The following is a 14995-nucleotide window of genomic DNA, read 5'->3' as shown; positions in this document are numbered from 1 at the left end:
TTCCATTCTCCCCTCGGCCGCCCCGCCCCGCGCGATGCGGACGCGGCGGATCGGCCAGCATTCACCCAAAGAGCACCGCGTTCTGCCTAGCACGCCGCATCCGGCACCATCAACCCCGCGCGCGCTGTGGGCGCTGGTGTCGCGCCCCCGGCATCGCCCGCCATCCCCGCCACCTTGCGAAAGGCTCGCATGGCGCCGGTTTCCATGGCGTCGCGACGGCGCACGAACAGGGTGGCGATGCGCGCCTGGTCGTCCGGCAGGTCGCGCGCGGCGACCAGGGACGCCCAGGGGTCGCGCTCCACCACCGCGCGCGGCAGCACGGTGATGCCCATCCCGGCGGCCACGCATCCAAGTATGGCGTCGAGCGCCCCGAATTCCATGACGCGGAAGGGCACCCGCCCCGCCGCGCGCAGGGCGGCTTCGGCCCGCGCCCGGTAGACACAGCCGGGCCGGAAGGCCAGAAGGGTCCAGCCGCCGCCGCCCGCCGGCGGGGCGGCGGCGGCCTCCACCAGCACCAGCTCCTCCACGAAGGCGGGCTCGGCCAGCAGCTCCGGATGCTCCACCGGCCCGGAGACGAAGGCGCCGTCGAGGCGGCCGGCCAGCACCTGGGCCAGCATGTCCTGTGTGTTGCCGGGCTGAACGGTCATCTCCACGTCCGGGCGGATTGCGTGGAAGCGCGCCAGCACCGGCGGCAGGCGCACGGCGGCCGTCGTCTCCATGGTGCCGATGCTGAGCTGAACCCCGCACCCGGCCGCGTCCGCCACCGCCAGGCGGGCCTGCGACACCAGCCGCAGCACACGGTCGGCGTAGTCGGCCAGGACCCGTCCGGGCGGCGTCGGCTCCATGCCGCGGGCCAATCGCAGGAACAGCGGCACGCCCAGCTCCTCCTCCAGCCGCTTCAGCCGCGCGGTCACGTTGGACTGGACGCAGTTCAGGCTTTCCGCCGCACGGCTGACGCTGCCGGTGTCCGCCACCGCCTTGACCACGCGCAACGCCGGAAGATCCATCCCCGCCTCCTGCCATCACGGAAAGTGAATGATACCATGCGGAAGTTTCATTGGAAATGAGGGGTGCGGCCGGGTCATGCTCCCTGGACCGTTTCCGTGGAGGGCTGCTCATGATCCGGGTGCTGCTGGGCGGGCTTCTGGCGCTGACCATCGCCATGGGGATCGGGCGCTTCGCCTTCACCCCCATCCTGCCCTATATGCAGGCCGAAGCCGGGCTGGGCGTGGGGGAGGCGGGGCTGATCGCGTCCATCAACTTCCTGGGCTACCTGCTGGGCGCCGTGGTCACCGGGTTGGTGCCGCAGGGTGCCCCGCGCACCTGGGCCTTCCGCGTCTCGCTGGTCGCCAGCGTGTCGAGCACGGCCGGTATGGGGCTGACCACCGACCTGGTGGCGTGGTCGGTGCTGCGCTTCGTCTCCGGCGTCGCCAGCGCCGGCATGTTCGTGCTGGGCATCGCCATGACGCTGGACGCGCTGGCCCGCGCCGGGCGCGAGAACCGGGCGGGATGGCTCTATTCCGGCGTCGGCATCGGAATCGCCGGATCCGGCCTGTTTGTGGCTCTCAGCGGCGGGGTTCTGGATTGGAGCGGCAAGTGGCTGGCGCTGGGCCTGATCTGCGCCGTGCTGGCGCCGGTCTCCTGGAGTGCCATGACCGACCAGCCACGCCCGGCGGCCAAGGCGGCCGACACGCCGGCGGGCGGCGGCTGGCTGTCGGCGCCGTTGCTGCTGCTCACCGCCGCCTATTTCCTGGAGGGCGCCGGTTACATCGTCACCGGCACCTTCCTGGTGGCGATCCTCAAGGGCATGCCCGACACCGCCGCGCTGGGTGGCATCGCCTGGATGGTCACCGGGCTGGCCGCCGCCGTCTCCCCCGCCCTGTGGGCCTGGACCGGCCGGCGGCTCGGGCTGTGGCGGGCCTTGATGCTGGCCCACACGGTGCAGGCGGTGGGCATCCTGCTGCCGCTCGCCGGGCTGGGGGTGGCGGGCGGGCTGCTGTCGGCGGCGCTTTATGGCGGGACCTTCGTGGGCATCGTCGGGCTGGCCTTCGGGCTGGGCCGGCAGCTCTCCGGAGGGGCATCCGCGCGGATCATCGGGGCGCTGACCACCGCCTACAGCGTCGGGCAGGTGCTGGGGCCGCTGCCGGCCGGGCTGGCGGTGGAGGCGACCGGCAGCTACGGCGTGGCGCTCGCCGGGGCCGCGGGCGCGGTGATGCTGGGCACCCTGCTGCTGGCGCTGGGCTCGGCGCTGTCCGGCCGCGGCCTGCGCGCACGGGCGGCCCATGGCTGAACCTGCGCTTAGCGCGTTTCCCTTTCGCACCGTCGCTGCACTAGAGTGCCCCCACCTGACTTGGGGAAAACGATGACCGACGACCTGAAGTGCCCGAACTGCGGCTCCGAGCATGTCTACGAGGATGGCAGCCTGTGGATCTGCCCGGAGTGCGCCCATGAATGGAACCCCCAGGCCGCAGCCGCCGCACCCGCCGACGAGGTCCGGCCGGGCGTGCGTGACGCCAACGGCAACCCGCTCAGCGACGGCGACAGCGTGACCGTGATCAAGGACCTGAAGGTCAAAGGGTCGTCGCTGGTGGTCAAGGGCGGCACCAAGGTGAAGAACATCCGGCTGGTGGACGCCGTCGACGGGCACGACATCGCCTGCAAGATCGACGGCATCGGCGCCATGAACCTGAAGTCGGAGTTCGTGAAGAAGGCCTGACGCCCGCGTCCGGCCGGGAGACCCGCCCCATGAGCCAGAACCGATGAGCCAGTTCGACCCCTTCGTCCCCGCCGACCCGCGCCGCCACGCCCCGGCCACCGACCGCAACCGCGATCCCATCCTGGCCGTGCTGCGAGACTCGCTGCCGGCGGCGGGGCTGGTGCTGGAGGTGGCCAGCGGCACCGGCCAGCACGCGGTGCATTTCGCCGCCGCCCTGCCGGGGGTGACCTGGCAGCCGAGCGACCCCGACCCGGCCCTGCGCGCCAGCATCGAGGGCTGGCGGGCGGAGGCCGCCCTGCCGAACCTGACAGCCCCGCTGGCGCTCGACGCCGCAACCCACCCGTGGCCGCTGGAGAGCGCGGACGCCGTGGTGTGCATCAACATGATCCACATCGCCCCCTGGGCGGCCGGGCTGGGGCTGCTGCGCGGGGCTGGGGCCGTGCTGCCACCGGGCGGGCCGCTGCTGCTCTACGGCCCGTTCCGCCGCGGCGGCGCCCACACCGCCCCGTCCAACGCCGCCTTCGACGCCGACCTGAAGGCCCGCGACCCGTCCTGGGGTGTGCGCGACCTGGAGGCGGTGGAGGCGGCGGCGCGCGACCACGGGCTGGCGCTGGCCGACGTGGTGGCGATGCCGGCCAACAACCTCACCGTGCTGTTCCGGCGCACGGGGTGAGCCCTCAGCCCGCCGGCGCCACGATCTTCACCGGCCGGCCCGCCGGCAGCGGCGTGCCCGGCGGCAGGTCGTTGATGATGCGGAACAGATCCTCGGCGCGCGGCTCCTGCCCCATGCGGGCGGCCATCGTCGCCGCGGTGTCGTTGGGGCCGGCGGTCACCACCTGCACGCGGCGGGGCCGGAAACCCGCCGCCTCCTGCGCGGTGATCCGGCGGAAGCTGGAGGCGATCTGCCGGAACTGCGCATCGACACGCGACAGCCCGCCCTCCGGGGCCACGAAGGTGAAGCGGTAGAAGCGGTCGGGCGCCATGCGGATGGCGACCAGCCGCACATCGACCGCCCCCTGGTCGGTCCGGCCGCTGGTCACCGCGGTGGCGGCGGGCATGCCGTTGATGGTGACCGGCTCCAGGCCGACCAGCGGCGCCCCGGCCGCCCAGGTGCCCGAGATGTGCGCGGCCGGGTCGGCGGTTCCCCCGGCGGGTGCCGTGTCGAAAATCAGCGCGGTCCCCGCTTCGCCGCGCCCGATCACCTGCTGCGTGCCGTTGAGCAGCGTGTAGCCCTCCGGCACCTCGAACCGGAAGCCCAGCACGGGGTGCACGAACTCCCGCCCGCGCACCAGCCCCTGCTCCGGGCTGTCGCCCCACACCACCCCGTCGATGGCGGCGAGGTAGGGCTGCGCGGGCCGCTCGCCGGCACCCGCCGTCTGTTTGCGGGCGAGGTCGGCCGCCTGCTGCACGCGCTCCTCGGTGCGCGGGTGGGTGGCGAAGAAGTCGAAGCCGGACGCCTCCCGCCCGGCGACCTGCGACTGGTACTGGTCGAAGCGGCGCATCGTCTCCAGGAAACTCGCCATCGCCATCGGGTCGTAGCCGGCCGCCGCGAGGTAGCGAACGCCCAACCCGTCCGCCTCCAGCTCCTGCCCGCGGGAATAGCCGGCCAGCACCGCCTCCGACCCGAGGCCGAGCGCCTGCGCCAGGATCGGACTGCCGAGCACGGCGCCGAGCCCCGCGGTCAGCACCCCGGCGACCGTGGACTGGCTCATCCGTTCCGCCGTGTGGCGGCCGGTGACGTGGCCCATCTCGTGCGCCATCACCCCGGCCACCTCGGCCTCGTCCTCGGCCAGGGCGAGCAGGCCGCGCGTCAGGTAGACATAGCCGCCCGGCAGCGCGAAGGCGTTCACCACGTCGCTGTCCAGCACGGTGAAGGTCCAGGGCCCCTGCGGCCGCTCGGTCACCGCGGCCAGCCGCGCGCCGACCCGGTCGACCAGCGCCGTCAGCCCCGGATCCTTGTACGCGCCGCCGAACTGGGCGACGACCTTCGGATGCTCGGACGCGCCGAGCTCGGCCTCCTGCCCGGAGGGCAGCAGCCCGGTGAACTGGCGTTCCCCCGTCGCCGGGTTGACCGCGCAGGCGGCGAGCAGGACGGCGGCGGCGAGCGCGCCCCCGCGGCGCCAGGATGCGGCGATGGTTCCCAAAGGCGGCATGGTGCGATGGACCCCCGTCGTTGCGGCATTACTGTTATGGTCGAGACCAACGGTTCATGAGGACAACGGCGCCATGCCCGCAAGGTTCGCCCGCCGCCGCCTTTTCCTGCTGTCCGCCCTGCTGGCCCTGCTCGCCGGGGCACCCGCCGTCGCCACCGCCGCCACCGGAAGCGAGGCGGCGGCCTGGGCCGCTCTGGCGCGGGGCGGGCACGTCATCCTGATGCGCCACGCCGCCACCGTGCCCGGCACCGGCGACCCGCCGGGTTTCCGGCTGGGCGACTGCGCCACCCAGCGCAACCTGTCCGACGCCGGCCGGGCGGACGCGCGCGCCGCCGGCGAACGGCTGCGCCGGGAGGGGGTGCGGGTGGACGAGGCGCTCACCAGCGTCTGGTGCCGCAGCTTTGAGACGGCCGAGCTGATGGCCGTCGCCCCGGTGCGGGTGGAGCCCGCCGTCAACTCCTTCTTCGACGGGCAGGGCGACCGCGAGGCGCAGACGGACGCCGCCCGCCGCCTCGTCGCCTCCTGGCGGGGGCCGGGCAACCGGCTGATGGTCACCCATCAGGTGAACATCACCGCGCTGACCGGCGTCTTCCCGCAGCAGGGGGAGATGGTGGTGCTGGCACCCGCCGGCGGCGGTTTCACCGCGGTGGGCCGCATTCGCCCGTGACGCGCCTCCGTCCCCTCCTGCTGCTGCTGGCCCTGCTGCTCGCCGCCGCATCCCCGGCCGAGCGGCTGCCGCGGCTGGGCGAGGGGCGGGTGGCGGCGGTGATCGATGGCGACACGGTGGAGCTGGAGGACGGACGCCTCGTCCGGCTGGCCGGCATCGAGGCGGCCAAGCCACCGCCCGGCCGCGAGACCGAACGGCGCTGGCCGCTGGCCGAGGCCGCGACCGCGGCGCTGAAGGGGCTGGCCGCCGGGCGGGGGGTGCGCCTGCACGGCCCCGACGGCACCCTGCCCGACCGGTACGGCCGGCTGCCGGCCCAGGCCGTGGGCGCCGACGGCCGCTGGTGGCAGGGGGAGCTGCTGGCCGCCGGCCACGCCCGCGTGCGCACCCTGCCCGACGGCCGCGAGCTGGCCGCCGAGATGCTGGCGCTGGAGGCCGCCGCGCGCGACCGCGGGCTGGGGCTGTGGAGGACCCGCGCCTATGCCGTGCGCCCCGCCGACCCGCAACGCTTGCGCCGCGACATCGACAGCTTCCAGATCGTGGAGGGCCGCGTGCTGCGGGCGGAGAAGCGCGGCGGCACCGTCTACCTGGATTTCGGCGAGGACTGGCGCAGCGACGTGACCGCGCGGATCGGCCGCGACGCGCTGCGCGCCTTCGCCAAGTCCGGTCTCGACCCGCTGGGGCTGCCGGCGGAGACGATCCGCGTGCGCGGCTGGATCGGCGAACATTACGGCCCCACCATCGAGGTCACCCACCCCGAGCAGATCGAGCGGCTGGGCCAGCGCCCGCCGGCCCCTGCCGGCGAAAGCGCCGGCAAGGACGACGAGTGATCCGAACCGCCCCGCTGCGGCATGGCGCAGGACCGCGCAAGCCCCTACACTGTTGCGCGCCCGACGACAGGACGAGTTCATGGCCCGCAGCGAACTGTTCCCGCCCATCGATCCCTTTGAGACCGGCCGCCTGCCGGTGGACGAAATCCACACGCTCTATTGGGAGCAGTGCGGCAACCCCAAGGGTGTGCCGGTGGTCTTCCTGCACGGCGGGCCGGGGGCCGGCGCCTCGCCCACCCACCGCCGCTTCTTCGACCCCGGCCATTACCGCATCGTGGTGATGGACCAGCGCGGGGCCGGCCGCTCCACCCCGCTGGGCGAAACCCACAACAACGACACCGACCGCCTCGTCGCCGACCTTGAGGCGCTGCGGCAGCTGCTGGGCATCCAGCGCTGGCACCTGTTCGGCGGCTCCTGGGGGTCCACCCTGGCGCTCGCCTACGCGCAGGCCCACCCCGACCGCTGCCTGGGCCTGATCCTGCGCGGCATCTTCCTCATGCGGCGGTCGGAGATCGACTGGTTCCTCAACGACATGGGCCGCATCTTCCCGGAGGCCTGGAGCCAGTTCACCGGGCACATCCCGGAGGAGGAGCGCGGCGACCTGCTGGAGGCCTACTGGCGCCGGCTCGATTCACCCGACCCCGGCATCCGCATGGCCGCGGCGCGGGCGTGGAGCATGTACGAGGGGGCCTGCTCCTCGCTGCTGCCGTCGCCCGACCTGATCGCCGCGTCCGGCGAGGACGCCCATGCGCTGGGCCTGTCGCGGATCGAGGCGCATTACTTCCGCCACAACGCCTTCACGCCGGAGGACCGGCTGCTGCGCGACGTGCACCTGATCCGCCACATTCCGGCGGTGATCGTGCAGGGCCGCTACGACATCGTCTGCCCCATCACCACCGCCGACACCCTGCGCCGCGCCTGGCCCGAGGCCGACTACGTCGTCGTCCCAAACGCCGGCCATTCCGCCATGGAACCCGGCATCCGCTCCGCGCTGGTGCACGCCACGGAGCGGTTCAAGGCGGTGCGGTGACCCCAACCCTCCCCTACTGACCCAGCGTGGCGAAGCTGGACGGGGCGGGGTCGAGGACGCGGGTGCCGTCGGGGGTGACCTCCAGCACGGCCAGCCCGCGTTCGGCCACACCGCCGGTGCGCAGGCGGAACAGCCCGTCCACCCCTTCGAAGCCGCTGGGGCTGGTCAGGTTCGCGGGGGTGAAGGCGTTGGGGCCGTGCGCCTTGGTGAGCGCGGCGGCCATCGCCGTGGCGTCGTAGGACAGGGTGGCCAGCCGCGGCGGCTTGCGGCCGTAGATCGACTCGAAGCGCGCCTCGAAATCCGCGCGCCCGCGCGGCGCGGGGGCGGCGAACCAGGAACCGACCATGGCCGGTTCCTGGCCCAGCCCCGGATCGTCCCACAGCCCGGTGCCGAGCAGGCGGACCTGCGCGGTGTCGACTCCGCCGGCGGCCAGCGCCGCGCCGAGCTGGCGGGTGCGCGCCACGCCGTCGGCCAGCATCACCGCCTGCGGCGGGGTGGGCAGGCCGGTCAGCGGGCGCACCACCTGGGCGGTGTCGGGGTTGCCGGGCTCGTAGCGCTCGATCTGCGTCACCTGCCCGCCGAAGCGCTGGGTGGCCGACTGGAGCGCGTTCACCACGGCGTCGCCGTAGGGGGAGCGCGGGGCCAGCGTGGCGAAGCGGGTGACGCCGCGGGAGCGGGCGAAGCCGACGACGCGGTTCACCTGGTCGGACGGCACGAAACCAAGGATGTGGGTGCCGCCACCGGCCAGCGTCCAGTCGGTGGAGAAGGCCAGCACCGACACGCCGGCCGCCTGGGTGATCGGCTTCACCGCCGCCACCTCCGCGGCGAAGAGCGGCCCGAGCACGAGCTGGGCGCCGTCGGCCAGCGCCCCGCGGGCGGCGTCGGCGGCCCCCTGCGGGGTGCCCCTGGTGTCGCGCGGCAGCAGCTCGAACCGGTCGCCGGCCACGTCGAACAACGCCATCTGCGCCGATTCCAGCATCGGCTGGCCGATGGCGGCACTCTGGCCGGTCAGCGGCAGCAGCAGCGCCACCTTCGTCACCGGCGGCGGGGCGGCGGGGGTGGGCTGCGGCGCTTGTGCCGTCGGTCGAACCCCCGTTACAGTCGAGCAGCCCGCTACGAGGAGCGCGCACAGGGTCCACAGGACCGCGGCACGGGAACGGACCGTCCCCAGCCCGGACAGCGCGCGAGGAACGAGTGTCGCAGAACGTGCCACCGAAGGTCTCCACATCCGCTGAAGCGTCAACAGGTGCCGGTGAAGGTAGCGGCACCGTGGCCTCAAGTAAACTCGCGGCCGGCCTGCACATCGTGGCGACCCCGATCGGGAACGCCGCCGACATCACGCTGCGCGCGCTCGACACGCTGCGCCGCGCCGACGCCATCGCCTGCGAGGACACGCGGGTGACGGCCAAGCTGATGGCCATCCACGGCATCGACCGGCCGCTCCTTGCCTACCACGAGCACAACGCCCAGCGCATGCGCCCGGTCCTGATCGGGCGCATCCAGGCGGGGGAGGCGGTGGCGCTGGTGTCGGACGCCGGCACCCCGCTGGTCTCAGATCCAGGCTACAAGCTGGTGCGCGACCTGCACGAGGCGGGGCTGCCGGTGCACGCCCTGCCCGGCCCGTCGGCGCCGCTGACCGCGCTGGTGCTGTCCGGCCTGCCGACCGACCGCTTCCTGTTCGCGGGCTTCCTGCCCTCCAAGGGGGCGGCGCGGCGCACCGCCATCGGCGAGTTGAAGGGTGTGGGCGCCACGCTCATCCTCTTCGAATCCGCCCAGCGCCTGCCCGACACGCTGGCCGATCTGGCCCTCCTGCTGGGCGGGCGGGAGGCGGCGGTGGCGCGCGAGCTGACCAAGCTCTACGAGGAGGTGCGGCGCGGTCCCCTGCCGGAACTGGCGGCGCATTACGCCGGGGCGGGGCCGCCGCGCGGCGAGGTGGTGCTGGTGATCGGCCCGCCGGCCGCGGACGAGGGGGAGGCGAGTGCCGAGGATGTGGACGGGCTGCTGAGGGAGGCGCTGGAGCGGCTGTCGGTGCGCGACGCGGCGGCCGACGTGGCGGCCCGCACCGGCCGGCCGCGCCGCGCCGTCTACGCCCGTGCGCTGGAACTGGCGCGCTCACCGGGTCCCGATCGAATCGGTAACCCGGCGGAAACCCCGCTGTCCCAGGATCGTCGCGCCCGGAGGAAAGGACGAGGCGATGGACGGGATGATTGACGAGCACCGCCGGCGCACCGATCGCTTCGGCCGGTATGCGGAGGCCCTCTGCCGCTGGTGGCTGCGGCTGAAGGGCTACCGCATCCTGGCGACGCGGCTGCGCACGCCGCTGGGGGAGATCGACATCGTGGCCCGGCGCGGCGACACGCTCGCGGTTGTGGAGGTGAAGGCACGCGCGGACTGGGCGCAGGCGTCGGAGGCACTGTCCGCCCGCCAGCGCGGCCGGCTGGCGCGGGCCGCGCATCTTTACCTTGCCGCCAATCCGCAGTATGCGGGGTTGAGCTTGCGATTCGACGTGATGCTGGTTACCCCTTGGAGATTGCCGCGGCACCTGCGCGACGCCTGGCGCGCGTGACCGGCCGGCGGGACTTTCGGGCCAGGGGATAAGGTCCAGGGGATTGGGGCCAGGGGAAGGAACGCGCGTGTCCAGCCGTACAGAAGCCCTCGCGATCCTGCGCGACGTCGGCGCCCGGCGCGACGAGGAGATCGATCTGGCCGAGGCGGCACTGGCGCTGGGCTCGCTCGACCGGCCGGGCCAGCCGCTCGACCGCTACCGCCGCCACCTCGCCGCCATCGCCCGCGACATGCACGACCGGTTCGACGCGGCCGGCGACGGGCTGGCGGCCCGCATCACCCTGCTGCACGACATCATCATCGAGCGGCACGGCTATTGCGGCGACAGCGACACCTACGACGACCTCCAGAACGCCAACCTGCTGCGCGTGATCGACCGCCGCAAGGGGCTGCCGGTGACGCTGGGCATCCTCTACCTGCACGCGGCGCGCGCCATGGGCTGGGCGATGGTCGGGCTGAACTTCCCCGGCCATTTCCTGGTGCGTATGGATTGCGGCGGCGAGCGCGCCATCATCGACCCCTTCAACGAGGGGCAGGTGCGCACCGCCGTGGACCTGCGCGACCTGCTGAAGGCCACCGCCGGGGCCGCGGCCGAGCTGGAGCCCGGCCATTACCAGCCCGTGCGCAACCGCGACATCCTGCTGCGGCTGCAGAACAACCTGAAGCTCCGCTTCCTGTCCGCCCACGACGTGCCGCGCGCGCTGGAGGTGCTGGAGACCATGCGGGTCTTCGCCCCCGACGAGCCGGCCCTGTGGCGGGAAACCGGGCTGCTGGAGGCGCACAGCGGCAATCTGCTCGACGCCATCGAGGCGCTGGAGACCTTCATGCGCCTGTCCGACAGCGACCGCCACCTGCACCAGGCCGCCATGCTGATCCAGCAGCTCAAGGGCCGCCTGAACTGACCCCCGTTCCCCGGAGAGACGCGCGATGACGCTCATGGTCGCCTTCCAGATGGACCCCATCGAGTCGATCAACATCGACACCGACTCGAGCTTCATGATGGCGCTGGAGGGGCAGCGGCGCGGCCACGCGCTGCACCACTACCACCCCCGCGACCTCAGCCTGACCGGCAACCGCCTGACGGCGCGGGTGCGCACGCTGGAGGTGGAGCGCAAGCGCGGCGCCCATTACCGGCTGGGCGAGCCGCAGGTGGTGGACCTGTCGGGCTTCGACCTGATCCTGATGCGGCAGGACCCGCCCTTCGACATGGCCTACATCACCGCCACCCACCTGCTGGAGCATGTCCAGCCCAAGGTGCTGGTGCTGAACGATCCGGCGCATGTCCGCAACGCACCGGAGAAGCTGTTCGTCACCCATTTCCCCGACCTGATGCCGCCGACGCTGATCACGTCGGACAAGCAGGCCATCCTGGACTTCCGCACCGAGTACAAGGACATCATCGTCAAGCCGCTGTTCGGCAACGGCGGGGCCGGCGTCTTCCACCTGAAGCCCGATGACGAGAACCTGGGTTCGCTGCTGGAGATGTTCACCCAGCTCTACCGCGAGCCGGTGATCGTGCAGAAGTACCTGCCGGAAATCCGCCAGGGCGACAAGCGCATCATCCTGATCGACGGCGAACCGGCGGGTGCCGTCAGCCGCATGCCGCAGGACGGAGAGGCGCGTGCCAACTTCCACGCCGGCGGCAGCGCCCGCAAGACCGAGCTGACCGCCCGCGAGCGGGAGATCTGCGCCGCCATCGGTCCCGTCCTGCGCGAGCGCGGGCTGGTCTTCGTCGGCATCGACGTGATCGGCGACTACATGACGGAGATCAACGTCACCTCCCCCACGGGCATCCAGGAGATCAACCGGCTGAACGGCGTGCAGCTCGAAGCCCAGCTCTGGGACGCGATGGAGCGGCGGCTCGGCCGTTCATGACGGCGTGACGGCCCGCGGTGCCGGCTGTTCTCCGGTCTGTGTCCACCAAAGGGAGACAGCCCCGATGAAGCAGCCGCACACCGAACAGACCGTCAAGCACACCGACGATCAGCAGAACACCGGCAACCACAAGAAGCCGGACACCCCCGACGCCAAGGGCGCCGACAAGTTCGGCGGCACCCGCAAGGGGGCGGAGAATGTGGAGCCGAAGGGCGGTCGCTGATCCCTAATCCGGCACGCTGCGGGCGGGAACCACCGCCCGCAGCGTGCGGTACCAGCGCAGCTTCTCCTCGAAAGGCAGGCGCGCCAGGCCGCTGGGTGACGGCAGCACCACGTCCAGGGGGCCGCCGAACAGGCTGTCCGGCTGCGGCCCCCAGGGCGCTTCCGCCTTCCCCGACGCCGCCAGATAGACGCCCTTGCCGGTGTAGGCGATGGCGCGCGGGCCGAACGCCCGCACCAGTTCCGCCAGCCGCGGCACGCCGGCGCGCAGTTCCGCCCGGCTGAGGTCGGCGGCGCCCGGTGTCACCCGCGCCACGAGGTTGGTGGAGCCGAGCCCGAACTCCGGCAGCCGCCCGTCCTCCTCCGGCGTCAGCAGCCGCGGCGTCAGCCCGGCGGCGGCGAGCAGGCGCCAGAACTGGTTGCCGGGGCCGGCGTAGTTGTGCCCGGTGGCCCCGGACCGGACGCCGGGGTTGAACCCCACGAACAGGATGTCGAGACCGGGGGCGAGGATGTCGCGGACCATGAGGGCCTCACCCTAGCATCACCATCTGGCAACAGCCAAACCGCCGTCTCCCCCCTGCGCTCCGATCTGCGCTATACCGGCGGCCGGTTGGCGGGCGGAGGGGTGATGAAGGTCAGCATCGACATGGGCAGCGGGCCGGGCGGCAAGCCGGCGGAGCTCGACCTGGAGGAGCTGCTGGCGACGCGCCTGCTGGTCCAGGGCAATTCCGGGTCCGGCAAGTCGCACCTGCTGCGCCGGCTGCTGGAGCAGAGCGCGCCCTGGGTGCAGCAGGCGGTGATCGATCCGGAGGGTGATTTCGTCACGCTGGCCGACCGCTTCGGCCATGTGGTGGTGGAGGCCGCCGACCACACCGAGGCGGCACTCCAGCGCATCGCGTCCCGCGTGCGCGAGCACCGCGTGTCCGTGGTGCTGAACCTGGAGGGGCTGGACAGCGAGGCGCAGATGCGCGCCGCCGCCTCCTTCCTGGGTGGGCTGTTCGACGCCGACCGCGACCTCTGGTACCCGATGCTGGTGGTGGTGGACGAGGCGCAGCTCTTCGCCCCCGCCGCCGCCGGCGAGGTGTCGGACGAGGCGCGCAAGGTGTCGCTGGGCGCCATGACCAACCTGATGTGCCGGGGCCGCAAGCGCGGGCTGGCCGGGGTGATCGCCACCCAGCGCCTCGCCAAGCTCGCCAAGAACGTCGCCGCCGAAGCGTCCAACTTCCTGATGGGCCGCACCTTCCTCGACATCGACATGGCGCGCGCCGCCGACCTGCTGGGCATGGAGCGCCGGCAGGCGGAGATGTTCCGCGATCTGGAGCGCGGGCATTTCGTGGCGCTGGGGCCGGCGATGGCGCGCCGGCCGCTGCCGGTGCGCATCGGCGATGTCGAGACCGCTCCCAGGGCCGGCAGCCCCAAGCTGCTGCCGCTGCCGGACACGCCGGAGGACGCGCGCGCCCTGATCATGGTGCCCGGCGAGCCGGAGCCGTCCGCGCTGCCGGCCATCCCGCGCCGCCCGCCCGCCCCGCCGCCCATGAGCACCACCGAGGTGCTGATGCAGCTCGCCCGCTCCCGCCCCGCCGCGGCCCCGGCGGAGTCCGAACCCGAGGGCGACCCGGAGGAGCGGGACCGACGGCTGGACGCCATCCTGCGCGAGGTGCTGGCCGATCCCGACGCCGCCTTCCGTACCGTCGCCGTGCTCTACCAGGATTTCCTCGTCCGCTGCCGCATCCACGCCGTCGGCGGGCGCCCGCCGGACATGCCGGACTTCCGCCGCCGGCTGGCCGCCGCCCGTGCCGGTGTGGCGGCGGGTGCGGACGACACGCCGGAATGGGAGCGGGCGACCGCCGCGGCGTCGGGCTTGCCGGACGACATCCAGGGGGTCTTCCTGCTGCTGGCGCGCGCGGCGCTGGACGGCGCCCCCTGCCCCTCCGACCATGTCATCGCGCGGGCCTGCGGCAGCCGCTCCGCCGGGCGGGCGCGCCGGCTGCTGTCCTATCTGGAGCAGCGCGACGTGCTGGTCACCCGCAGCGACCGCGGCGGACGGCGGATCGTCACCCTGCCCGGCCTGGGGTGGGAGACCGCCCCCGGCGACCCCAACGCGGCCGATCCGGACGCCGAGGGCGACGCGCTGGCGGCCGCCGGCTGATCCGGCCGGCGCGAAGGTGGTGCCGGCTCTCCGGCGCGGTAGGGCACCGGAGGGGGCGCAACGGACCGACCGTCCTCCTGTTGGCTCTGAACGTGATCGGAGACAACAAAGGAATTCCACCAATGCGCCAATTGATCGTTGCGGGTGCCGCCGCTCTCGCCCTTCTCTCGACGCCGGTCCTCGCCAACAGCGGGACGAGCAGCTCCGGCACCAGCGGCACCACCTCCTCCAGCCCGGGCGCCACGCAGGACCGGACCGGCAGCTCCGGCTCCTCGACCATGAGCCCCGGCACCAGCGGCTCGACGGGCACCTCGGGCTCGTCCGGGTCAACGGGCACCACCGGGTCGGGCATGGGTTCCGGCACGGGCTCGGGCACCGGCGTGATGCCGGGCCAATCCAACACGCCGGGCGCCGGCCCGCTGGGCGGCGGCGTCGGCTCCTCCGGGGCGATCCCGGAAGGCTGCAAGCCGGGCGACATTTCCGCGGTGTGCCAGGGCCAGACGGGCCCGGGCAGCAACTGATCCGCACCACGGACCATCGACGGGGGAACGGGCGCGCCTGCGGGTGCGCCCGTTCTTTTTTGCACCGCACCCGGTGAAAGGGGTGGAAAAGCCGCCCCCGAGGGCGTATCTGTTGGGCTCCATCGTCGGAGGCGTTTCGTCGTCCGAGCGAGGTTCTACAGCTCGGCCGGCGGTCACCGAAGACCGTCCTGCTCTCGACGCCTCAGCGCCTCCCTCTCCCTCCGGCAAGACACACGCGCGATGCACCCGCCATCCGGACGGATCGGCGGCGTC

At 73.2% G+C, this 14995-nt stretch carries 17 protein-coding genes; 13 read left to right on the top strand and 4 right to left on the bottom strand.

The window, feature by feature from the left end:
- Positions 1-86 precede the first annotated feature (86 nt).
- Positions 87-1007, bottom strand: a complete 921-nt coding sequence (locus tag HL658_RS25960) for a LysR substrate-binding domain-containing protein (RefSeq protein WP_180285297.1) — start codon at positions 1005-1007, stop codon at positions 87-89.
- A 110-nt stretch (positions 1008-1117) separates the two neighbouring features.
- Here HL658_RS25960 and HL658_RS25955 point away from each other — a divergent pair, with 110 nt between their 5' ends.
- The 3 genes from HL658_RS25955 to HL658_RS25945 all read left to right on the top strand — a co-directional run bounded on the left by HL658_RS25955 (position 1118) and on the right by HL658_RS25945 (position 3389).
- The gene (locus HL658_RS25955; protein ID WP_180285298.1) at positions 1118-2290 is read left to right on the top strand and encodes a YbfB/YjiJ family MFS transporter; all 1173 of its coding nucleotides are present in this window, start codon (positions 1118-1120) and stop codon (positions 2288-2290) included.
- 72 nt (positions 2291-2362) lie between these two features.
- Positions 2363-2716: a zinc ribbon domain-containing protein YjdM gene (locus tag HL658_RS25950; RefSeq protein ID WP_180285299.1), complete on the top strand. Its 354-nt coding sequence runs from the start codon at positions 2363-2365 to the stop codon at positions 2714-2716.
- Between the two features lie 43 nt (positions 2717-2759).
- Positions 2760-3389, top strand: a complete 630-nt coding sequence (locus HL658_RS25945) for a DUF938 domain-containing protein (protein WP_180285300.1) — start codon at positions 2760-2762, stop codon at positions 3387-3389.
- Positions 3390-3393: 4 nt separating this feature from the next.
- Here the strand turns inward: HL658_RS25945 and HL658_RS25940 are convergent, their stop codons facing one another.
- A complete protein-coding gene (locus tag HL658_RS25940) occupies positions 3394-4869 on the bottom strand; it encodes a M48 family metalloprotease (RefSeq protein ID WP_180285301.1) in 1476 nt (491 codons plus the stop codon).
- Positions 4870-4942: 73 nt separating this feature from the next.
- Between HL658_RS25940 and HL658_RS25935 the strand changes: the two genes are divergently transcribed.
- From HL658_RS25935 to pip, 3 genes are all read left to right on the top strand, one after another.
- On the top strand, positions 4943-5536 hold the full coding sequence (locus HL658_RS25935) for a histidine phosphatase family protein (RefSeq protein ID WP_180285302.1): 594 nt from the start codon (positions 4943-4945) through the stop codon (positions 5534-5536).
- Positions 5533-6363, top strand: a complete 831-nt coding sequence (locus HL658_RS25930) for a thermonuclease family protein (protein ID WP_180285303.1) — start codon at positions 5533-5535, stop codon at positions 6361-6363. The genes HL658_RS25935 and HL658_RS25930 overlap by 4 nt, the downstream gene beginning before the upstream one ends.
- 79 nt (positions 6364-6442) lie before the next feature.
- Positions 6443-7393: a prolyl aminopeptidase gene (gene pip, locus HL658_RS25925; RefSeq protein ID WP_180285304.1), complete on the top strand. Its 951-nt coding sequence runs from the start codon at positions 6443-6445 to the stop codon at positions 7391-7393.
- A gap of 13 nt (positions 7394-7406) precedes the next feature.
- On the opposite strand, the gene HL658_RS25920 is transcribed toward pip, so the two are convergent.
- A complete protein-coding gene (locus tag HL658_RS25920; protein ID WP_343055340.1) occupies positions 7407-8606 on the bottom strand; it encodes a penicillin-binding protein activator in 1200 nt (399 codons plus the stop codon).
- 56 nt (positions 8607-8662) lie between these two features.
- Between HL658_RS25920 and rsmI the strand changes: the two genes are divergently transcribed.
- The 5 genes from rsmI (at position 8663) to HL658_RS25895 (ending at position 12056) form a co-directional block, all read left to right on the top strand.
- Positions 8663-9604, top strand: coding sequence for a 16S rRNA (cytidine(1402)-2'-O)-methyltransferase (rsmI, locus tag HL658_RS25915; protein ID WP_343055339.1), 942 nt, complete (start codon positions 8663-8665; stop codon positions 9602-9604).
- Positions 9588-9959, top strand: coding sequence for a YraN family protein (locus HL658_RS25910; RefSeq protein ID WP_180285307.1), 372 nt, complete (start codon positions 9588-9590; stop codon positions 9957-9959). Before rsmI ends, HL658_RS25910 begins: the two co-directional genes overlap by 17 nt.
- Before the next feature lie 67 nt (positions 9960-10026).
- On the top strand, positions 10027-10860 hold the full coding sequence (locus HL658_RS25905; RefSeq protein WP_180285308.1) for a transglutaminase family protein: 834 nt from the start codon (positions 10027-10029) through the stop codon (positions 10858-10860).
- A 25-nt stretch (positions 10861-10885) separates the two neighbouring features.
- Positions 10886-11833, top strand: coding sequence for a glutathione synthase (gene gshB / locus HL658_RS25900; protein ID WP_180285309.1), 948 nt, complete (start codon positions 10886-10888; stop codon positions 11831-11833).
- A gap of 64 nt (positions 11834-11897) precedes the next feature.
- The gene (locus tag HL658_RS25895) at positions 11898-12056 is read left to right on the top strand and encodes a hypothetical protein (RefSeq protein ID WP_180285310.1); all 159 of its coding nucleotides are present in this window, start codon (positions 11898-11900) and stop codon (positions 12054-12056) included.
- 3 nt (positions 12057-12059) lie between these two features.
- On the opposite strand, the gene HL658_RS25890 is transcribed toward HL658_RS25895, so the two are convergent.
- On the bottom strand, positions 12060-12575 hold the full coding sequence (locus HL658_RS25890; RefSeq protein ID WP_180285311.1) for a mismatch-specific DNA-glycosylase: 516 nt from the start codon (positions 12573-12575) through the stop codon (positions 12060-12062).
- A gap of 105 nt (positions 12576-12680) precedes the next feature.
- Between HL658_RS25890 and HL658_RS25885 the strand changes: the two genes are divergently transcribed.
- Positions 12681-14201, top strand: a complete 1521-nt coding sequence (locus tag HL658_RS25885; RefSeq protein WP_180285312.1) for an ATP-binding protein — start codon at positions 12681-12683, stop codon at positions 14199-14201.
- Between the two features lie 122 nt (positions 14202-14323).
- Positions 14324-14722 carry a hypothetical protein gene (locus tag HL658_RS25880; RefSeq protein ID WP_180285313.1) on the top strand — a complete coding sequence of 133 codons (399 nt, stop codon included), beginning with the start codon at positions 14324-14326 and terminating at the stop codon, positions 14720-14722.
- The last annotated feature ends 273 nt before the right edge of the window (positions 14723-14995 follow it).

Origin of the sequence: Azospirillum oleiclasticum, assembly GCF_013423485.1 — a bacterium.
GTDB classification, from domain to species: domain Bacteria; phylum Pseudomonadota; class Alphaproteobacteria; order Azospirillales; family Azospirillaceae; genus Azospirillum; species Azospirillum oleiclasticum.
Note: the sequence above shows the minus strand (reverse complement) of the source record. Positions and strands in the feature narration are given on the sequence as shown.